This window comes from Tunturiibacter gelidiferens, assembly GCF_013410115.1.
Taxonomy (GTDB): Bacteria; Acidobacteriota; Terriglobia; order Terriglobales; family Acidobacteriaceae; genus Edaphobacter; species Edaphobacter gelidiferens.
In genome coordinates, this window is sequence record NZ_JACCCV010000001.1 from 2,667,755 (window position 1) to 2,687,000 (window position 19,246).

At 58.7% G+C, this 19,246-nt stretch carries 17 protein-coding genes and 1 tRNA gene; 9 read left to right on the plus strand and 9 right to left on the minus strand.

Annotation, left to right across the window (positions count from 1 at the left end; translation table 11 throughout):
- Positions 1–525 precede the first annotated feature (525 nt).
- On the plus strand, positions 526–1,119 hold the full coding sequence (locus tag HDF12_RS11185; RefSeq protein WP_353071206.1) for a tyrosine-type recombinase/integrase: 594 nt from the start codon (positions 526–528) through the stop codon (positions 1,117–1,119).
- 50 nt (positions 1,120–1,169) lie between these two features.
- Here the strand turns inward: HDF12_RS11185 and HDF12_RS11190 are convergent.
- Positions 1,170–1,246, minus strand: a tRNA-Met gene (locus tag HDF12_RS11190).
- A 215-nt stretch (positions 1,247–1,461) separates the two neighbouring features.
- Between HDF12_RS11190 and HDF12_RS11195 the strand changes: the two genes are divergently transcribed.
- The 4 genes from HDF12_RS11195 to HDF12_RS11210 all read left to right on the plus strand — a co-directional run bounded on the left by HDF12_RS11195 (position 1,462) and on the right by HDF12_RS11210 (position 6,770).
- Positions 1,462–2,742, plus strand: a complete 1,281-nt coding sequence (locus HDF12_RS11195; protein ID WP_179582914.1) for a BON domain-containing protein — start codon at positions 1,462–1,464, stop codon at positions 2,740–2,742.
- Between the two features lie 1,080 nt (positions 2,743–3,822).
- The gene (locus HDF12_RS11200) at positions 3,823–4,461 is read left to right on the plus strand and encodes a flavin reductase family protein (RefSeq protein WP_179582915.1); all 639 of its coding nucleotides are present in this window, start codon (positions 3,823–3,825) and stop codon (positions 4,459–4,461) included.
- Positions 4,462–4,469: 8 nt separating this feature from the next.
- A complete protein-coding gene (locus HDF12_RS11205; protein WP_257025508.1) occupies positions 4,470–5,495 on the plus strand; it encodes an FAD:protein FMN transferase in 1,026 nt (341 codons plus the stop codon).
- Positions 5,496–5,528: 33 nt separating this feature from the next.
- On the plus strand, positions 5,529–6,770 hold the full coding sequence (locus tag HDF12_RS11210) for a Gfo/Idh/MocA family protein (protein ID WP_179582917.1): 1,242 nt from the start codon (positions 5,529–5,531) through the stop codon (positions 6,768–6,770).
- A gap of 32 nt (positions 6,771–6,802) precedes the next feature.
- Here HDF12_RS11210 and HDF12_RS11215 read toward each other — a convergent pair whose 3' ends face one another.
- Positions 6,803–7,645 (minus strand): ABC transporter ATP-binding protein, encoded by an 843-nt coding sequence (locus HDF12_RS11215; RefSeq protein WP_179582918.1) that lies wholly within the window; start codon positions 7,643–7,645, stop codon positions 6,803–6,805.
- A 19-nt stretch (positions 7,646–7,664) separates the two neighbouring features.
- Complete coding sequence (locus HDF12_RS11220) at positions 7,665–8,444, minus strand: MlaE family ABC transporter permease (protein WP_179582919.1); 780 nt, start codon at positions 8,442–8,444, stop codon at positions 7,665–7,667.
- Between the two features lie 128 nt (positions 8,445–8,572).
- On the opposite strand from HDF12_RS11220, the gene HDF12_RS11225 reads away from it, so the two are divergent.
- From HDF12_RS11225 to hpnE, 4 genes are read left to right on the plus strand one after another with little or no spacing between them, the layout of a single operon-like run.
- Positions 8,573–9,628, plus strand: coding sequence for a zinc-dependent alcohol dehydrogenase (locus tag HDF12_RS11225; protein WP_179583666.1), 1,056 nt, complete (start codon positions 8,573–8,575; stop codon positions 9,626–9,628).
- Between the two features lie 5 nt (positions 9,629–9,633).
- Complete coding sequence (gene hpnC / locus HDF12_RS11230; RefSeq protein ID WP_179582920.1) at positions 9,634–10,566, plus strand: squalene synthase HpnC; 933 nt, start codon at positions 9,634–9,636, stop codon at positions 10,564–10,566.
- The gene (locus tag HDF12_RS11235) at positions 10,563–11,501 is read left to right on the plus strand and encodes a phytoene/squalene synthase family protein (RefSeq protein WP_179582921.1); all 939 of its coding nucleotides are present in this window, start codon (positions 10,563–10,565) and stop codon (positions 11,499–11,501) included. Before hpnC ends, HDF12_RS11235 begins: the two co-directional genes overlap by 4 nt.
- Positions 11,498–12,919: a hydroxysqualene dehydroxylase HpnE gene (hpnE, locus tag HDF12_RS11240; protein WP_179582922.1), complete on the plus strand. Its 1,422-nt coding sequence runs from the start codon at positions 11,498–11,500 to the stop codon at positions 12,917–12,919. The genes HDF12_RS11235 and hpnE overlap by 4 nt, the downstream gene beginning before the upstream one ends.
- A 171-nt stretch (positions 12,920–13,090) precedes the next feature.
- On the opposite strand, the gene HDF12_RS11245 is transcribed toward hpnE, so the two are convergent.
- The 6 genes from HDF12_RS11245 to HDF12_RS11270 form a co-directional block, all read right to left on the minus strand.
- A complete protein-coding gene (locus tag HDF12_RS11245) occupies positions 13,091–13,477 on the minus strand; it encodes an EamA family transporter (RefSeq protein ID WP_179582924.1) in 387 nt (128 codons plus the stop codon).
- A complete protein-coding gene (locus HDF12_RS11250; RefSeq protein ID WP_306458007.1) occupies positions 13,474–13,944 on the minus strand; it encodes an EamA family transporter in 471 nt (156 codons plus the stop codon). Before HDF12_RS11250 ends, HDF12_RS11245 begins: the two co-directional genes overlap by 4 nt.
- A 43-nt stretch (positions 13,945–13,987) precedes the next feature.
- On the minus strand, positions 13,988–15,475 hold the full coding sequence (gene hpnJ / locus HDF12_RS11255; protein WP_179582925.1) for a hopanoid biosynthesis associated radical SAM protein HpnJ: 1,488 nt from the start codon (positions 15,473–15,475) through the stop codon (positions 13,988–13,990).
- A 128-nt stretch (positions 15,476–15,603) separates the two neighbouring features.
- Entirely contained in the window at positions 15,604–16,938 is a 1,335-nt protein-coding gene (locus HDF12_RS11260; protein ID WP_179582926.1) for a TolC family protein, read from the minus strand.
- A gap of 53 nt (positions 16,939–16,991) precedes the next feature.
- Entirely contained in the window at positions 16,992–17,966 is a 975-nt protein-coding gene (locus HDF12_RS11265; RefSeq protein ID WP_179582927.1) for a tetratricopeptide repeat protein, read from the minus strand.
- Positions 17,967–17,968: 2 nt separating this feature from the next.
- Positions 17,969–19,210, minus strand: coding sequence for an efflux RND transporter periplasmic adaptor subunit (locus tag HDF12_RS11270; RefSeq protein WP_246373453.1), 1,242 nt, complete (start codon positions 19,208–19,210; stop codon positions 17,969–17,971).
- Positions 19,211–19,246 lie beyond the last annotated feature (36 nt).

Sequence of the window (19,246 nt, forward strand, 5' to 3'; positions counted from 1 at the left end):
ATTACGTTGTGAGGGAATCCATCCTGGTCCGTTAAACTTATCTCCGGTGTGGGAAATGGCATGAGCGGACTCCACGATGTGGCGTCGTTTGGACTGCTGTACGAGAACGCCCAGTTCGTTCCACGGTTAGCAACCTGACTGCTGCCCCAGTTGGCCCAAAGATAGACGCGCCCCTGACCGTAGCCGTCGAGTCGTGGCTCGATTCAATCTCATTCGCGTCGGGTACCTAACGAGCCTCAACCAGTACATCCGTCCAAGATGGAGTGACACGCTGCTAACAGAGGTCAAGCCCGCTGCTGTCGATGAATGGTTGAGGTCGCTCACCAAGCTTCCGAAGCCATACGACAACAGCACGACTCAGCTGGTCTCACTGTCTCCTAAGACCAAAGGAAACATCAAGTCGATGATGTATCTCTTAATGGAAAGGGCGATGTTCTGGGAACTGGTGCCCCTCGCCAGGAACCCTATCGGCCTTGTCGTGATTAGAGGGGTCAGCAAGCGCAGGAAAACTCCCCTATCCTCACAGTGCAGCAATACCATTCCGTGGTTGAACAGCTAGAAGAACCGTATAAACAGATGGTGCGGGTTGCCATGTGCTTAGGGTTGAGAGTCAGCGAGGTTCTGGCTCTTAAATGGTCAGACTTCGATTTTCGGAGCCTGACCCTAGAAGTTGTTCGGGGCGTGGTTCATGGTCGCATTAGTGATGTGAAGACGGAATATAGCGAGGATCTACTCCCGTTGGACTCCGCTTTCGCTGAAGTCATGCTCGATTGGCAACAACGCTGTCCAAAGAGTGAAGGGAACTGGGTCTTCCCAAACCCAAACACTGGCAAGCTGTACCATGCTTCACCTATCGGCCGGGACTACATCCGTGCTGCTGGCAGAAAGGCGAAGCTTGAGAAGGACATTGGCTGGCATACCTTCCGACACGCATACAGATCGTTTTTGGATGACGCTGGCGCGCCTGTCGGGGTGCAGCAAAAGCTGATGCGCCATGCTCAGGTAAGCACGACCATGAACACGTATGGAAATGCCCAGATGCTGTCCAAACGATCAGCCAATACCAAGGTTGTTCAGATGGTTTTGCCCTCGAAAGGAAGGCTCGAAGAAGCAGGTTAAACAGGGAACCCCACACTAAAGTGGGGTTCTGTGGGTCCTAAACCCCTAAATGGTTGCGGGGGTAGGATTTGAACCTACGACCTTTGGGTTATGAGCCCAACGAGCTACCGGGCTGCTCCACCCCGCTCTTTGAATATACCGTTACTTTTAGCCAAGGTCAAACAGGCTCGAAGTGAAAGCTACGAACGCCTCTTACACCTGCACCGAGGGGATTCAGCGTAACTTTTTTCTGAAAACCGAGTCTGCATCAATAGGATGTTTGCGTGGCGATAAGTGTCGCGCCGGAGGAGCGGAGGGCGTATGTGTCAGTGGATTCAGCGCAAGGTTTTTTCCAAGGTCTCAATGACTACATTTCTGGCGGCGAGTCTGGCGATGTATAGCGGTGTAGGGTCAGCGCAGAACAAGCCAGCGACCGTGCCCGATGCCCAAATTGAAGCAAGTGTTTTGAAGGCTTTGGCTGGCGCGCCGGAGTTGGCCGATCAGGCGATCACCTCGACCACTGTTTACGGTGTAGTGACGCTGAGTGGCACTGTCCGGGATGAGCCGTTGCGTGATCTGGCGGACCACTTGGTTTCGAACACAGCCGGGGTACAAAAGGTTGTGGATCAGTTGGTCATCGGTGCGGTTCCGGCGGTCGCAAACAGCAATTCTTCGCAGCAGCAGGACCCGTCCCAAGGCACGAATCCGAATCTCCAGTCTGATGGTTCGATTGCTCCTCCGCAGACGCGGAGTCCTCCCGCACCGAACAGTCCAAATTCACCTGCTGCGCCGCAGGGTTCGCAGCAGGCCGGTCAGTACCCTCCCCCTTATCAGGAAGGACAGGGTGGTCAGTATCCTCCTGCTTATGGTTCGCCGCAGCAGGGTGGCCAGTATCCACCGCCTTATCAGGGGCAGCAGCCCGGCCAGTATCAGGGGTATGGCCAGCCTTACCGCCCGCAGTATCCTCCGCCACGACCTTATGTGGCGCAGAAGGGTGGAGACGCTGTAGTGGTGCCGATTGGAACCAATCTCCGGGTTCGGATCAACCAGGGTATGAACAGCAAGAGCACTGTGGTGGGGACAACATTTGATGGAGTCGTTCTGAACGATGTGGTGTCTGGTGGTGCGATTGCGATTCCCCGCGGTGCTTCGATTCAGGGAACTGTGGTTGCGGCGCATACCGCGGGTGAGTTGAAGGGCAAGGGCGAGTTGAAGTTGCAGCTCAATTCTGTTTCGTTAGGTGGCAGGGTGTACCCGGTAGCCACGGATTTCTGGTGGCACCAGGGGGTGGACAAGACCGGCAGCACGGTAGGGAATACGGTTGGGCTGGCCTCGGTTGGCGCGCTGATCGGTGCGGTTGCAGGCGGCGGTGTGGGAGCTGCGGTTGGTGCAGGCGTTGGCGGCGTGGCTGGACTTGGCGTATCGGCAGCTTCGGGTCGGGGCGAGGCTTCTTTGCCTCCTGAGGCGATCCTGGTCTTCCATCTGACGCAACCGGCGGATATTACGACTGTGTCTCAGGCTGAGTTGAACCGGCTGGGTGCTGGGGTGCCGGTGGGAGCAGATCCGCAGTTTCGTCGGCGGTATCCTCCTCCTCCTCCGCCTCCTGGCTACTACTACGGGCCTGGTTATTACCGGCCTTACTAAGTTGTCGTTGGGAGAGAGTCGGCTTTTGGCTCTCTCCATCTTTTTCGTCGCAGATTTTGATCCGCCCGTGAATCAGCTTGGCTGGTTTTCGGGCATTTTTTCGGGATGAATGGATCGGACACTACCGCAGCTTGTGGTGAATTTGTGGTGTGAAGCGTGGTCGGTGTGGTGTTTTTGTGGCTATCTTTTGCTGGCTTCGGGCGGCTTGGGCTGGGGGCTGAAGTCCCCTTGGCTGAGGCTCTGACCCCTCCCCCCTCCCCTCTGAGGTATCTTGTGCGTAAGTCTATTGTTGGGAATGGTTTGGACGGGGGTGCTGTCTGCAAAATATTACAACGAAAGGACTTACTTGCAAAATATTGTTTCTAAACGAGTTGTGGGTGAGCCGACGGCTCGGGTAAGCTTCGTGATCTTTTTATTCGCTACTTCTAGTTTATCTGGTTGGAGGTAACTCATACGCCACGCGATTATCCTTGTCTGGCGCGGGTTTTCGTTGTTTTGGGGCTTGACAGGTTTTTTTGAGGATCGGCGGAAGACGCAGTTTGGGTTCCGTCAGTTTAGAGAAATTAGAGAGTGGATGGCGACCAGAGGCGAGGCCTGCCCAATGTCTTCTACGGGCTTATAGAGGAAGAACAACTGCAAGTATAGAGACGAATACGGGGATCCTTCGACTGCATGCTCACGAGGTGCCGTGAGCAACTTCGCTCAGGATGACGACTATCTTTGATTAGCGGCTTTGATGAGCAGCGAGTTTTTTGCAACCGCAACTGCAACTACAACTGCAACTGCAAAGACAAAAACAAAAACGAATACGGGGATCCTTCGGCTGCGTTTGCTCACAAAGTGCCGTGAGCAACTTCGCTCAGGATGACGACTATTTTGGGTATGCGGCAAAAAAGGAGCAACTGCAACAACAGCAACAACAATAACAACAGCAAAGGCAACGCAGATCCTCTTCGGGGATGACAACCAGAACGACAAAGTCAAAGGACACCGCAACTGCAAAGACAACAGCAAAGACAAAGAGGATTGCGAGTACAACGGGCGGCGGTGCTAGGCTGCTGAAGGGTACTAGGAGTACAGATGATTTTTGATGTTGAGAAGATAAAGGCGCGTGAGACCTATAACCTGCTGATCGGTTTGGTTGCGCCTCGGCCGATTGCGCTGGTTACGAGCATGAATGAGGAGGGCAGGATGAATGCTGCGCCTTTCAGCTCGTACAACTACCTTTGTACCGATCCGCCGATCATCGGGATGGGCGTGATGAATCGTCCGTCGGAGCATTTTGTGCCGAAGGATACGGCGCGGAATATTCGGCGGACGGGGGAGTTTGTTGTGAACGTGGTGACCGAGGATATCGCGCAGCAGATGAACATCTGTGCCACGGATTTTCCGGCGGAGTTTGATGAGCTGGAGATGGCGGGGTTCACGACGGCGCCCTCGCAGGTGGTGAAGGTGCCGAGGATTGCGCAGGCGCATGCGGCGCTCGAGTGCAAAGAGTTTACGACGATGGAGATCGGGCGGTCGCGGATTGTGCTGGGGCGGGTGGTGTCGATTTACATCGAGGACAAGTTTGTCGATCCTGCGGGGCCGTATGTGCTGTCGGAGGAGCTGCATGCGATTGGCCGGATGAATGGGCTGGGGGCTTATGTGAAGACGCGGGATTCGTTTTTGAATATTCCGCGGATTCCTTATGAGGAGTGGAAGAAAGGGAAGAGATGAGGCGCTGGTTGGCAGTTGGCTGGCTTGCGATCGCTCTGAGCTTGACACCACTTGCGGTTCCGGCTGCGCCCTCGCAGCTCAGGTTGTTTACAACGACGCATCCCGCGATGGGCACAGAGTTCATGTTGTACCTCTACAGCACGAACCCTGCGGCTGCGGCTGCTGCGTCCGAGGAGGTCTTTGAGGAGATCGACCGGATTGAGCAGTTGCTTTCGAACTATCGCGACTCCAGCGAGTTGTCGCGTATCAATCAGAACGCAGGTGCCGGTGCGGTAACGACTGATCCCGAGATGATGGATTTTTTGCAGCAGTCCGAACACTGGAGTCGAGCCAGTAATGGGGCTTTCGATATCACGGTGGGTCGCCTGATGAAGGCGTGGGGGTTTTTCCGTTACGATGGACGTATTCCGATGGACGCAGAGCTTGAAGATCTTCGTGCTGTAACGGGTTGGGAGAAGGTGAAGCTTGATCCGGCTGCCCGGACGGTGCAGTTCACCTCGCCGGGCATTGAGCTCGATCCGGGCGGCATCGGCAAGGGTTTTGCTGTGGATGCGGCGGTTCGCATCCTGCGAGCCGATCACATTACGGCGGCGATGCTTTCGGCGGGCAGCAGCACCGTGTACGCGTTGGGTGCTCCGCCGCACAAGACCGGATGGCGTGTCGTGGTTCCGGGGCCGTTGCCTTCGAAGAAGACGCTCTCGGTGATTACGCTGCGTGACACCTCTCTCTCGAGTGCCGATTGCAGTCAGAAGAACTTCACGGTGGCTGGTCATCGTTACTGCCACATTATGAATCCGCGCACGATGCGTCCGGTTGAGGGCAGGATACAGGTGAGTGTTGTAGCTCCTTCGGCGACTGTGAGCGACGCGCTCTCGAACGTAGTTTTTGTTGAAACACCGGCGCAGAGTGTTGCCACGCTCAAGGCCTTTGCGCCCGATGCTCACGCACTGATCGTCTCCGGCGGCGCGGAGGCCCGTTGCACCACCTTTCAATGGACAAGCTCGGTCGACCGAACTCATTGTGCTCTGAATTGAACTCGCTCCAAGGGACCCGCTCCAAGGCCAACTATGAACCGTCGTGATTTTCTGCAATCCGCCTCCGCTGCTGCTCTTGCCTCAGCCACGATCGCCCGCGCCGCGGTGCCGGCGGTCAAACCTGTTCGACTGGGTGTCATCGGCGCGGGCAGCAGAGGGCAGGAGAATCTTCGCCAGTTCCTGCGTGTGCCCGGAGTCTCCGTAGAGGCGATCTGCGACGTCTATCCTCCGCGGTACGAGCAGGTAAATCGCCTGATTGGCAAAGAGGTGCGACATACAACCGACTACAACGAGTTGCTGACGCGCAACGATATCGACGCCGTGATGATCGCCTCGCCGGTGGCATGCCACGCGGAACATGTGATTGCCACGGCAAAGACAGGTCGGGCGATCTATGGAGAGAAGGCGCTGGGGTTCACGGTGGAAGACAACCAGAACATTCTCGACGCGGTGATCCGCAACAAGACCCTCTTCCAGATCGGTCACGAGTATCGCTATGCATCATGGGTGCGGGAGGCGATACGCCGTGTTCATGCAGGCGAGATTGGAACGCCGACCCACGTATATGCCTACTGGCATCGCAACGGTGATTGGAGGCGCAGCGTTCCTTCGCCTGATCCCGACGGGAAGCTGGAGCGCCTCATCAACTGGCGTCTGTATCGAGAGAGCTCGGGAGGGCTGGGCACGGAGCTCGGCTCGCATCACATCGATATGGCGAACTGGATCTTTGGCGAACAGCCGGAGAGTGTGATTGGGACTAACAGCATCTGCCGGTACCACGATGGACGTACGGTTGGCGACAATGTGCAGACGGTTTTCAACTACTCCCAAGGGCGGCGGCTGGTGTTCTCGTCGATCACCGATAATGCGAAGGTTGGGTGTGAGTTCTGGATCTATGGCACGGCTGGCAGTGCGCAGATCACGATCGAAGACGCCACGATTTACTACGAGAAGAATCGATCCAATGCACCGACTGCGGACAAGGCAGAGGGCAAGACGGTGGTCGAACGTGGCGTGGTGACGGGGGCGTCGTATTCGACCGCGGGCGAGATGCCGTATCGCGGCCCGGGCGAGAAGGTTGTGGTTGTCAGTTCGGAGGACCCAACGCTGGCGGCGGCTCGCTCATTTATTGAAGCGGTGCGTGGGGAGCATTCGATCTTTGCCGATGTGCACTGTGGGTTTCGGGCAGCGATTGCGTGCTCGGTCGCACATGATGCGGTCTTCACGGAGAATAAGATGCTGATCCCGACGGCGGCTCACCATGACAAGGGTTAGTCGCTTCTAGGTTCCGCTCGATCAGGGTCAGATCAGGAGAGGTATTCCTTGAGCCAGGGATCGTTGGAGTGGACGAGCTCTTCGGTGGTGCCGTCGAAGACGACTTTGCCTTCGTTGAGGACGAGGAATTTTGTGCTGTCGTCGATGCCGTTGTTGGGGATCTGTTCGACCTTGCCGGTCTCGGTGTTGAAGCGGCTTCTGGCGAGGAGGTAGGCGTCCTGAATGCGGTGGGTGATGACGAGGGAGGTGGTTTGGGTGACGTCGCGCTGCTTGATGACGAGGTCGATGATGGTGGTGGAGGTGATGGGGTCGAGGCCGCCGGTGGGGGAGTCGTAGAGGATGAGGTCGGGGTTGGTGATGATGGCGCGGGCGATGGAGACGCGGCGACGCATTCCTCCGGAGAGCTCGGAGGGGAACTTTTCGATGGTGTTCTCGAGTTCTACGAAGCGGAGGGCCTCGAGAACGCGGGTGTGAGCTTCTTCTTCGGGGATGCGATCTTCATGGAGGCGGTAGGAGACGTTGTCCCCGACAGAGAGCGAGTCGAAGAGGGCTGATTCCTGGAAGACCATGCCGATGCGGCCGCGGAGCTTGAAGAGATCGGGCTCGGGCATGGTGGAGACTGGTTCGCCGAAGACATGGATGGAGCCGGTGTCGGGACAGAGGAGGCCGTTGACGAGCTTCATGAGGACGGACTTGCCGCCGCCGGCAGGGCCCAGGATGATGCGGGTTTCGCCGCGCTGGACGGTGAAGGAGACGTTTTGGAGGACCGGTTTTACGTCGAAGATGATGGAGACGTCGTCGACGACTACGATGGGCTCCTGCGAGTCAGGCTGCTGCTGGAGGGTTGCGGAGCCGGATTGGGCGAGGTCTGCCATGGGAGTGTGATTCTGCCTTTTACCTGCCGAAGACGCCGATCATGGCGCGGGTGACGAGGAGGTCGACGATGATGATGAAGACCGAGGAGATGACGACGGCCTGGGTGGTGGCCTTGCCGACGCCCTGGGTGCCGCCCTTGGTGTTCATACCGAAGTAGCAGCCGACGGTTGCGATGATGAAGCCGGAAAAGAGAGGCTTGGCGAGACCCTGTACGACGTCTCCGTATTGGAGAGCACGGTAGGAGTTGTGAAAATAGGATGAGCCGTTGAGTCCGAGCAGGGCGATGCTGATGAGAGCGCCTCCGGCGATGCCGCATGCGTCCGACATGATGGTGAGGAAGAAGAGCATGAAGATGGTGGCGTAGAGGCGCGGGGTGACGAGTTTTCGGACGGGGTCGGTGCCGAGGGCGCGCATGGCGTCGATCTGCTCGGTGACCTTCATAGAGCCGATCTCGGAGGCCATACCGGAGGCGTTGCGGCCGGAGACCATGAGGCCGGTGAGGACGGGGCCGAGCTCCTTGACCATGGAGAGGGCGACGAGGTTGCCGGTGAGGCTGACGGAGCCGAAGGCCTCGAGCGAGGTGGCGGACTGGAGGGCGAGGACGCAGCCAGTGAAGAAGCCGGTGAGAACGACGATGGGCATGGAGCCGACGCCGATGTAGTCCATCTGGGTGTAGATGTCGGCGAGATAGCGGGGGCGGGTGAAGAGATTGACGACGGCGCGCCAGGACAGGATGGAGTAGTCCTGGATCGAGGCAAGTCTTTGCTTGGCGAAGATCTCTGGGGAGACAAAGGGCATGTTTATGTGGCTCAGATTATCAGATGCTGAGGTTACGGGGAGGATTGCATGTTCTTGAAGGATTTGAGGGATGGCGAAATGTGCACCAATCAGGTCGGGAATGAGAAGATAGAAGAGTGAAAGCTGAGATGACGGCGGCGGTGTTGTACGGCAAGGAAGATCTGCGGCTGGAACGCGTAGCGATACCGCAGGCCGGCGCGGGAGAACTGGTGGTGCGGGTGGGCGCGGCGCTGACCTGTGGGACGGATTTGAAGGTCTACAGGCGAGGCTATCATGCCAAGATGCTGAAGCCGCCGATCCCGTTCGGGCACGAGATGGCGGGTGTGGTGGAGCAGGTTGGGGCGGGGGTGAGGGCGTTCAAGGTTGGGGACCGGGTGGTGGCTTTGAACTCGGCTCCGTGCGATGTCTGTTTTTTTTGCACGCATGGGCAGCAGAATCTGTGTGAAGACCTTTTGTTCAATAACGGGGCTTACGCGGAGTTTATGCGGATTCCGGCGCGGATCGTCGAAAAGAATACGTTAATTGTGCCGGAGGGGGTTCCGTTGGAGTTTGCGGCGCTGACGGAGCCTCTGGCTTGTGTGGTGCGCGGGCTGGAGGAGAGCGGCGCGAAGGCCGGGGACACGATGGTGGTGATCGGGGCGGGGCCGATTGGGTTGATGTTTATGCACGCGGCAGAGATTGCGGGGTTAGAGGTGATTGCCGTGGTGAAGCGCGAGGACCAGATAGGGGCGGCGAAGCTGTTTGGCGCGCGCAAGGTGGTTCATGTGGGTGCGGTAGAGGATGTGGTTGCGGCGACGCGCGCCCTGACCCCTGCGGGAAGAGGCGCGGATATTGTGATCGAGGCGGTAGCGGTTCCGGCGACCTGGGAGTGGGCCGTGGATATGGTGAGGAAGGGCGGAGTCGTGAATTTTTTTGGGGGTCCGCCGAGCGGGACCAAGGTGAAGCTGGATACGAATCGGCTGCACTACGGGGACATTACGTTGAAGGCGAGTTTTCACCATACGCCGGCGACCTGCAGGACGGCGTTTGAGTTGGTGACGAGTGGGCGGTTCAAGTGCGCGGAGTACATTACCGGGCGGGCGGGGCTGGAAGAGGTGCCGGCGGTCTTTGCGGGGATGATGCACCGGAATGGGAGCGCAAGGGATATCAAGACGGCGGTGTTTCCGGAAGGGGGGCCGCGGTGAGCGAGATGACTGCGACACAGCACGCGCTGCTGGGGGCTCCACCCGAGTACCTGACGCCGCTGGAGAGGCCGACGCTCGCGGAGGCGCGGGCCTGGTGCAGAGAGCTGGCGACGTCGCACTATGAGAACTTTCATGTGGCGACATTTTTTCTTCCGGCGAAGGTGAGACCGCACTTCGAGAGTATCTACGCGTACTGCCGGGTGGCGGATGATCTCGGAGATGAGGTGGAAGATCGCGAGGTGGCGACTCGTCTGCTGAATACCTGGGGGGCGATGTTGGAGGAGTGTTACGACGCGCCGGAGCGGTCGATGCATCCTGTTTTTGTGGCGCTGCGGGAGACGATTCGCGAGTGCGATCCGCCGCGGCAGCTCTTTCTGGATCTGCTGCATGCGTTTCGAATGGATCAGAACAAGACGGAGTATGAGAGCTGGGAGGAACTGCTGGAGTACTCGCACTACTCGGCGAATCCGGTGGGAAGGCTGGTGCTTTGGGTGTGCGGCTATACGGATGAGGCACGGGCTTTGATGTCGGACAAAGTTTGCACGGCGCTGCAGCTGGCAAACTTCTGGCAGGATGTGGTGGAGGATAAGGAGCGGGGGAGGCGGTACATTCCTGCGGAGTCGATGCTGCGGTTTGGGGTGGAGGAGGGGCAGATTGAAGGGCGGGTTTTTACGCCGGAGTTTCGTGGGATGATGCAGGACCTGGTGGTGCGGACGCGGACGATGCTGCTAGAGGGTGGGGAGATCAGCCTGCACGTGGATAAAGAGCTGAAGGTGGTGCTGGATCTGTTTCGCAAGGGCGGAGAGGCGATTCTAAATGGCATCACGAAGCAGGATTTTGACGTGCTTCGGGGAAGGCCCGTCGTGTCGAAGACGCGCAAGGTGGGTTTGCTGATCGAGGCGTTTGTTGGCAAGCTTCGTGCGGGTGTAGCCTCGTGACGATTGTTGAGGCTTATGCCGTGTGCACGGGGATTGCGCAGCGGCAGGCGAAGAACTTTTATTACTCGTTTCGCGTGCTTCCGGAGCATAAACGGAATGCGATGTGCGCGGTGTATGCGTTCATGCGGCGGGCCGATGATATCTCCGATGAGGAGACGATGCCGGTGGTTGAGCGGCGTGTGGTGATGTCCGAGTGGCTCGAGGCATGGCGTGAGGCACGGCGGAGCGGGGTGTCCGATGACCCGGTGTTTCTGGCGCTGAATGATACGCAGAAGAGGTTTGCCATTCCGGATGCGCTGCTGGAGGACCTGGTGCGGGGCACCGCTATGGACCTCGAGGAGAGTCATGCCAATGTGATTCTTGTAACCGATACAGTTGCGGATAGAACGCAGACACTGCAGGTGTATGAGGACTTCGAGGGACTGTATCGGTACTGCTATCTGGTTGCTTCGGTGGTGGGGTTGGTTTGCATTCGGATCTTTGGATATAGCGATCCTCGAGCCGAGGAGTTGGCGGAGAAGACCGGCGTTGCGTTTCAGCTGACCAATATTTTGCGGGACGTGAGTGAGGATGCGGAGCGTGGGCGGATTTACCTTCCGCTGCAAGATTTGACCGCGGGCAGAGTTGAGGTGAAGCAACTGCTTCAAGTGGTTCGTCGAGAGTCTGAGACCAAGGTTGTGCGGAGCTTGCTTGCGCAGGAGGCTGCACGGGCAATGGTTTATTATGCTGCGGCGGAGGAGTTGCTGCCACTGATCGATAAGGATAGCCGCGCGGCGTTGTGGGTGTTGGTGACGATCTATCGCGGACTGCTTGAGCGGATTATGGCGAAGAACTACGATGTATTTTCGGAACGCATCAGTATGCCGACCTCGAAGAAGCTCTTCATTCTGGCGCAGGGGATGGGGATGGCTGTGCGCAACCGGATGGTGTCGTGAGTGGCGCTGAACATAGCGATGTGATTGTCGTTGGGGCCGGGGCGGCGGGCTTGGCTGCGGCGAGTGCGTTGGTGAGGGCAGGGAAGTCTGTAACTGTTCTTGAACGTAAGCCGTATGTGGGTGGGAGAGCTTACTCGTATGAGCATCCAGCGCTCGGGGAGGTGGTGGACTCGCAGCATGTGTTGCTGGGATGTTGCACGAACCTGATTGAGCTTTGCGAGCAGGCGGGAACTGCGAAGAAGATCCGGTGGTACGACGAGCAGACGTTTCTGGAGCCGAATGGGAACGCAAGCAGGATTGTGACGAGTGATCTGCCAGCGCCGTTTCACTTCGCGCCGAGCTTTGCGAGCATGTCGATGCTGGGATGGAAGGACAAGATTGGGATTGCGCGTGGTCTGATGGAGTTCTTTCGCGGATATCCAAATGAAGATACGGAGAGCGTCGAGCATTGGCTGAAGCGAACGAAGCAGACAGAGCTTTCGATTCGGCACTTCTGGAGTCCGATTGTGATGGCGACGCTGAATGATCGTCCGGCGCACTGCTCGACGAGGTATGCGGGGAAGGTGTTTCATGAGCTGTTTGTGAAGTCGTCTACGGGTGGGCGGCTGGGGATCCCGACGGTTCCGCTGAGCGAGTTTTATGCGGCGGAGGCGCGGATGATCGAGGCGTACGGGGGGAGGGTGCGGCTTCGCGCGAGTGTGGAGGGGCTGGTGCAGGAGGCGGATGGACGATGGCGCGTGTATACGGCGGATGCGGGTTATACGGCGGACGCTGTGATTCTGGCGCTCCCGTTTGAGCAGACGCAGAAGCTGCTGCCGGCGGTTCGGGTGAACGAGGAGTATGCGGGACGGTTTGAGAAGACGAAGGACGATCTCGAGTTGAAGATGGCTCGGCAGATGCACTCTTCGTTTACGTCGATTCTGCTCTGGTATGACCGTGAGATTACCGACCTTGACCATGCCTGGCTGCTGGATACGACGATTGAGTGGTTCTTTCACAAGTCGCGGATCAGACGATATGCGAAGGAGAAGGGAAGCTATGTCGAGTTGGTGATTGCGGGGTCGAAGGCGCAGCTGAGTATGACGCGGGAGGAGATTCTTTCTTCGGCGCTGAAGGAGCTGGAGATGTTTTTTCCTGAGGTGAAGGGGGCGAAGCTGGTGAAGAGTGGGGTGTTGAAGGAGGCTCGGGCTACGTTCTCGGTGACGACGGGGCTGGATCAGTTTCGGCCGAAGCAGGAGACGGAGTGGCCGGGGCTTTTTCTTGCAGGGGATTGGACCGCGACGGAGTGGCCTTCGACGATGGAGGGTGGGGTCCGGAGCGGGCGGCTGGCGGCGGGGGCTGTGATGGGAGATGCTACGCGATTCATGGCGGCGGAGACTCCGGCTAGTGGATTGATGCGGTGGTTGAGCCGGGAGTAAGGCAGTTCTTCTATAAGGGCGAACCCTAATGAGATGTCCTGCCGGACGGGCCCACTGCGCGTGGCGCGGTCACTTCGTGACTTGTGTACCTGATCTTGGCTAGAGAGAGTTAGATGGCTCCCGTTTGTCGGAAGGGGCATACTACTTCGCACGCTTCTCATTTAAACGCTTTTATTTTGCAAGGAGAGCTACGCCGGCGCAGACGAAGAGTGCGGCAATCCAGCGGCGGCTGTCTACGTTCTCTTTGAGAAAGAACTTTGCTGCCGCAGCTGTGGTGATGAAGGTGAGTGAGGCCGTCGCGGGTGCGATGAGGCTGAGGTCTGCGTCGGAGAGCGCGAAGAGGAGCGAGAAGAAGCTCAGGGCCATGCAGGTAATTCCGAGGAGGAACATGCCGCTCGAGAGAACAGCTTTGATGGCGCCGAGGAGGCCGGACTTTGCGCGGATGTCGTCTAGGTCGCCGAGTTTGCGCATGCCGCCTGCGATAAGGATGTCGCCTGCGGTGGCGGTGAGGACGACGGCGGCGATGGTGGCCCAGGTGTGGAGGGTGGCGGGGTTCATGTGAGGGCCTCCACTTCTGCTGCGGCGTGCTCGGTGCGTGAGGGGCCGTTGGCGACGAAGCCTACGCCGATGACGATGAGAGCGACACCGAGCCAGCGAGAGCGTGAGACGTGCTCGTGAAGCCAGAAGCGGGAGAGGATGGTGACGATGACGTTGCCGAAGGCGGTGGCGGGGAGGACGAAGGTGATGTCGGCCCAGCTGAGAGCGGTCATGTAACAGGCCATGAAGCCGAGCAGGACGAGGATGCCGGAGATGATCCAGGGACTTTTGAGGGCCAGGAGGAGCGCGCCGAGGTGGTGAAGCGAGACTGGGCCGAGCTGCTTCATGCCGATGCCGAGGAGGGCGTCGCCGATGGAGGCGCCCAGCATGACCGCGATGAGAACGAGCCAGCGGCGGGGGGTGAGGGTGTGCTGCATTTCGTGATCGATCCGTTCGAGTGGTGACAGCGAAGAGAAAGCGGCCAGCATTTGTATGCTGACCGCCTTTTTAGATGCTGCGAAGACAGGATAGTTACGCGTTCATGCTGACGGATTCCTGCGCCTTGGCGGCGTTGGCTTCCTTGACGGCGCGGACGGCCTTATTGCGCTTGGAACGGAGTTCCATGAATGACTTGGCTTCGGTGTAGAGACGGGGCACATCGCGGTTGACGATGGCCTGCCAGACGACGCGGAAGGCGGCCTTGGGGCGGAAGTAGTACTCGTCGTAGAACTTGTGCACCATCTCCATGACGTATTCGACGGGAAGGCCGGGGTACTCGATGTGCGCCATCTGGTGGCCGCCGTCGTCGCTCATCGCCTCGTTGGTGATGAAGCCGTTGTCCTTGGCGTAGTCGAAGAACTCGGTGCCGGGGAAGGCGTGGGCGATGGAGACCTGGATGGTCTCGCAGTCGAGCTGCTTGGCGAAGTCGATGGTGTTGCGGATCGACTCGCGAGTCTCGCCGGGAAGGCCGAGGATGAAGTCCCCGTGGACGACAAGGCCGAGCTTGTGGCAGTCGCGCTGGAAGTCGAGCGCGCGCTGGACGGTGGCACCCTTCTTGATGTTCTTGAGGATCTGGGGGTCACCGGACTCGTAGCCGACGATGAGGAGACGGCAACCGGCTTCCTTCATGGCTTTGAGTGTGTCGTAGTCGGTAGTGACGCGCGAGGTGCAGGACCAAGTGAGGCCGAGGGGCTTCAGCTTTTCGCAGAGCTCGATGGTGCGGACTTTCTGGATGTTGAAGGTGTCGTCGTCGAAGAAGAACTCTTTGACGTGGGGGAAGAGCTCTTTGGCCTGCTTCATCTCGGCCGCTACGTCGTCGGTGGAGCGCTTGCGCCAGGCGTGGCCGGAGAGGGTCTGGGGCCAGAGGCAGAAGGTGCACTGGGCGGGGCAGCCACGGGTGGAGTAGAGCGCGACGTAAGGGTGGAGGAGGAAGGGGACGTTGTACTTGGTGACGTCGAGATCGCGGTGGTAGATCTCGGTGGCCCAGGGCATCTCGTCGAGTTCCTCTGGGGTGACCTGAGGGCGGTCTGGGTTGTGGAGGATCTTGCCGGTGGCCTTGTCCTTGTAGCTGATGCCGAGGATCTCGTTGAGCGGCTTGCCGTTGGCGTACTCGACGACGGAGAAGTCGAACTCGCGGCGGCAGATGAAGTCGATGGCTGGGCACTCGTTCAGGGCCTTGTCGGGGGAGGTGGTCACCGGGGGGCCAACGAAGGAGATCTTGATGCTGGGGTAGGTCTGCTTGATGACCTCGGCCATCTTCTGGTCGCCGTCCCATCCCATGGTGCTGGTGAAGAGAACCAGGAACTCATAGTCCTTGAGGATCTCGACGACTTCCTGCCACTTGATGTGGTGAGGTGGAGCATCGAGGAGACGGGAGCCTTCCAGCATGCCTGCCGGGTAGGTGAGCCAGACCGGATACCAGTAGGACTCGATCTCGCGGGTTGCGGGCCAGCGGGAGCTGGCGCCACCGTCAAACTTTTCGAAGGAGGGCGGGTTCAGGAACAGGGTCTTAAGAGGCATAATGATATCTCGATTTTACCATTCAGTTAAGGGCTTGAGGGGCTTTTCTGACGTTTCCTGCAGGTATCTACGCCGATGCTTTGGTCGGCCAGACGATTCATTTCAAAAAAGATATTCGCGAATTTAGCTTAGGGCTTCGCGGGGGTGGCGGGTTGGGCCTGAAGGGCTGCGGCGATCCAGCTCTCCAGGTCGCCGCTCTGTCGCATGAGATTGATTTGAGCTTGTTGCAGCTCGAAGTTGGCGTTCAGAACCGCAAGGAATTTTTCCCGTTCGGCGATGCGCGAGGTCTGCTCGTCTTTGGGGGTCATCTGCGTGCCAGCCAGGTTTCCATTGCCTGTGTTCAGTTGAACGGTGAGGACGTCGAGATTCTGCTGGGCGAGCTGCTGATCGAGGGTGGCGATCTCTGCACGAACGGCGAGTTCTGCTACGGCGTGCTGGATTCTGATCCGGGAGTCGAAGAATTGATCGCGGATGGAGTCGGCTTCGTGCTCGGCGTGGGCTGCGTCAGCGTCCGCCTCGCGGGCTTTCGCCTTGTGGGCGGCGTCGAAGAAGGGAATAGTGATCTGGACGCCGATGGCGGCGTTGTTCTGCTGGAATCGGAAGTAGTAATCCTGCAGATTGTTGAACTTGGCGTAGCGGCTGTACTGGCCCTCGAGAACGATCTGCGGTCGCCAGAGGTAGCGGTTTTCGCCGAATGCGATCTCGCGCTTCGCACGTGCATTCGCATAGGCAGACTCGACGGCGGGACTTGTTCCCACCAGCGTTGCAGTGATGTCGGCGGGCTTGTCTTCGGCCAGGGCGGGGATGGTGCTGCTGGATGTGGCAATCCCTTGCGGGGGAAGACCGAGAAGGCGCGCCAGGTGAGCCTGATCTGCAGCGGCATCGTCGTCCATCCGAAGACGGGCGAGATGAATCTGTGCAGCGGTGAGGCGGGCGGAGGTGAGATCGATGGGGGTGTCCTGACCGGCGGCGAGACGGTCCTGCACGATGGCTACGAGATGGTCAGCGAAGCCTTGTTGATCATGGAGGACGGTCTGCCGCTGAAGGTCGCGATTGAGTGCGAGGTAAGTGACGGCTGCATCCTCGGCGACAGCCTCGCGAACGTCCTTCAGGGAGAGGGTGGCGGCATCGAGCGAGGCCTTGGCGCCGCGAACGTAGTCGCGTTGTGAGTAACTGAAGACGAGAGACTGCGTCGCGAGGTTGTAGATGGACGGTTGGCCGAGAGGGAATCCATAGGAGGGAGGACCGATGGAAGATGCACCGACAACATTCGGGATGTAGGCGTCTTTGAGTTCTTCAAGGGTGGCTCGTGCTTTATCGACGTCCGCCTGGGCGGTCAAGACTTTTGGGTTGTTCTTCAATGCGAGACCTATCGCGCTGGTAAACGAAATCTGCGCGATGGCAGGTGTCACCGCACAGGCCAGAGCAGAGCACGCGATCAATAGGCGAAGAAGACGGATCATACTTGCTGAGAGATTCCTTAGGACCGATTAGAGATCATGGTATCGCCTTTTTTCTACGATCCCTGTAATGCTTTGCGGGCGGGTACATAGTTCGATGCGAGGGATAGAGCTGCGAGGTATTCGTTATGCGCTCCCGCGACGTCTCCACCTTGAGCAAGAAGGCCGCCTAGTTGGACGTGAACTTTGAATGCGGGGGCACCATCGGTCTTTCCGGAGGAGGCGAGATAGGTGCGAAGGAGACTGATGGCGAGTTGGGGCGAGCTGTGAGCTTCTGAGAGTGTGCTGGCGGCATCGACCAGGGGAGGACCCTTGCGATGGTCAGCCGCCAGGGCCGATTGAATGGCCTGGAGCATCTTGTCTGGCTGATTCTGACGTTTGTAGAAGTCGCCGAGGTTGATGTAGGCCTCGGTTGTTTTGCCTGCGGCAACAGCAGCCTGAAATTCGGCCTCTGCGGTTGGGATGTCCTTCTTCTTTTCGGCGACGAGCGCCAGCAGACGGTGAGCCTGAGCAGGGAAGTTGGGTTGCATTCTGGCAGCGAGGGCCTGAGCTTTATCGAGGCCACCACCGATCAAGGAGGGGGCTGCGACGTAGTATTCGCCAAGGTCGCTCATGGCCTGAAAGTTTTCGGGATCAAGCTGCACGGCGCGCTCAAACTCGTTGTGAACTTTGATGGCGAGGCTTAGCGCCGAGAAGGGACTGGCGTGCGAGGCTTTGAATCCGTAGGCGCGAGCGAGCCACATGTGGTCTTCGCTACTGTCGGGCGCGTTGGCTACGGCTAGTTCGCACTCATGGATGGCCGGGTCGGACTTGTCCTGGGCGTAGTAGACGCGGCAGAGGAGCTGGTGGGCGTGGGCGTTGTTGGGTTGGGAGGCGAGAAGATCCTGGAGGATGGAGGCTGCTTCGTCGACGCGACCCTGCTGGAGGAGAGCGTTGGCCTGAGTGTCGTCGGCGAGGAGAAGCGGAGTCGCGAATAGGAGAGCAAATAAAAACGCGTGGTGAAGGCGAAACGGGTGTATCGAAAGGGACATGGCTACTCGACTATTTTGACGGGAAGCCCATTGGTAAGTTCACGGTTGTTGATAGCGCTGAGGGCAACCGTATCTTTTTCGGTGAGGCCGCTGACGATTTCGAGGCGAGTGAGATTGACTCCTGCTCCTACCTGAACGGGGGTTCGAACCAGCCTGTTGTTAACTACGCGAAAGACAAAATCTCCGCCCTCTGTGTGGAGGGCCTCGCGGGGGACGCTAAGGACGTTGAAGCGCTGCGAGGTGGTAACGGTGACGACGACGTTGGTGTTGGGCAGGAGGTCGCCGCGCGCGTCGTCGACGGTGATGATGCACTCCCCGACGTTGCGTGTGCCGTAGGTGATGACGGTGGAGGGTGCGCGGCTGATGTGTCCGTGCCAGGTCTGAGTGGGCTTTGCATCCCAGACAATTTTTACAGCCTGGCCTACTGCAAGCTTGCCGATCTCAGGCTCGTCGAAGTAGGCGCGGACCTGAATTCTGTTGAGGTCGGCTACGTCGAGGAGATTTTCGCCGGCGGGGACGAAGTCGTAGTTGGAGACGGGGATGGAGTAGACAGTTCCGGCGAAGGGGGCGCGGATGTTGTCGTTGGCATAGCTGGCTTTTGCAGCGGCGAGAGCGGCGCGCGCATCGGCGAGCTGGGCTTCTGCGCGGGCACGGTCGGTGTTGCTATAGCGTTGAGTGGTGCGCGCCTGAAGGCCTTTGACGGAGCTTTCCGCGGTGAGTAGACGCTGTTCGGCAGAGGCTACCTCGCTGGCGGAGGCTGCGCCCTTTTGCTGGAGGGCCTGAAGGGCTGCGAGATCTTTTGTTGCCTGTTGTTGTTGCTGCTGTGCGCGGCTGAGATCGCCGGAGAATCCTATGCGCTCGTCCTGAGATCCTCCCTGGCCGATGTCGTGAAGAGTGGCCTCGGCAGAGTGCACGGCGGCGTTTGCGGTAGCTATTTTGGCCAGGGCATCGGCATCGTCCATCTTGATCAGGAGGTCGCCTGCTTTAACTTTTTGCCCAACGTCGACATACACCTTTGCGACGACGCCAGGAGCAGCCGCGGAGGCAGGAAACTCTTCGATGGGCTCGACTTTTCCGTTGGTCGATACAGAGCTGACGATGTTCTGGTGATCGACGACTGCTACGCGAACGCCAATCAAGTCGCGGGTGGAGGAGCGCACGATGATGAAACCGATAACGATGATGGCGAGGAAGATGCCCCACAGCATTACAGGATTCAGGCGTCTTGTCTCGGTAGTAGGCATCAGTCGAAGGTTCAGTATATAAGACGTCGCATAGGG

Bases quoted from the DNA above. Each gene is read 5' to 3' on its own strand.
- HDF12_RS11195 (WP_179582914.1), top strand. From the start codon at position 1,462: ATGACTACATTTCTGGCGGCGAGTCTGGCGATGTATAGCGGTGTAGGG.
- HDF12_RS11200 (WP_179582915.1), top strand. From the start codon at position 3,823: ATGATTTTTGATGTTGAGAAGATAAAGGCGCGTGAGACCTATAACCTG.
- HDF12_RS11210 (WP_179582917.1), top strand. From the start codon at position 5,529: ATGAACCGTCGTGATTTTCTGCAATCCGCCTCCGCTGCTGCTCTTGCC.
- HDF12_RS11215 (WP_179582918.1), bottom strand. From the start codon at position 7,645: ATGGCAGACCTCGCCCAATCCGGCTCCGCAACCCTCCAGCAGCAGCCT.
- HDF12_RS11220 (WP_179582919.1), bottom strand. From the start codon at position 8,444: ATGCCCTTTGTCTCCCCAGAGATCTTCGCCAAGCAAAGACTTGCCTCG.
- HDF12_RS11225 (WP_179583666.1), top strand. From the start codon at position 8,573: ATGACGGCGGCGGTGTTGTACGGCAAGGAAGATCTGCGGCTGGAACGC.
- hpnC (WP_179582920.1), top strand. From the start codon at position 9,634: ATGACTGCGACACAGCACGCGCTGCTGGGGGCTCCACCCGAGTACCTG.
- HDF12_RS11245 (WP_179582924.1), bottom strand. From the start codon at position 13,477: ATGAACCCCGCCACCCTCCACACCTGGGCCACCATCGCCGCCGTCGTC.
- HDF12_RS11250 (WP_306458007.1), bottom strand. From the start codon at position 13,944: ATGCTGGCCGCTTTCTCTTCGCTGTCACCACTCGAACGGATCGATCAC.
- hpnJ (WP_179582925.1), bottom strand. From the start codon at position 15,475: ATGCCTCTTAAGACCCTGTTCCTGAACCCGCCCTCCTTCGAAAAGTTT.
- HDF12_RS11260 (WP_179582926.1), bottom strand. From the start codon at position 16,938: ATGATCCGTCTTCTTCGCCTATTGATCGCGTGCTCTGCTCTGGCCTGT.
- HDF12_RS11265 (WP_179582927.1), bottom strand. From the start codon at position 17,966: ATGTCCCTTTCGATACACCCGTTTCGCCTTCACCACGCGTTTTTATTT.
- HDF12_RS11270 (WP_246373453.1), bottom strand. From the start codon at position 19,210: ATGCCTACTACCGAGACAAGACGCCTGAATCCTGTAATGCTGTGGGGC.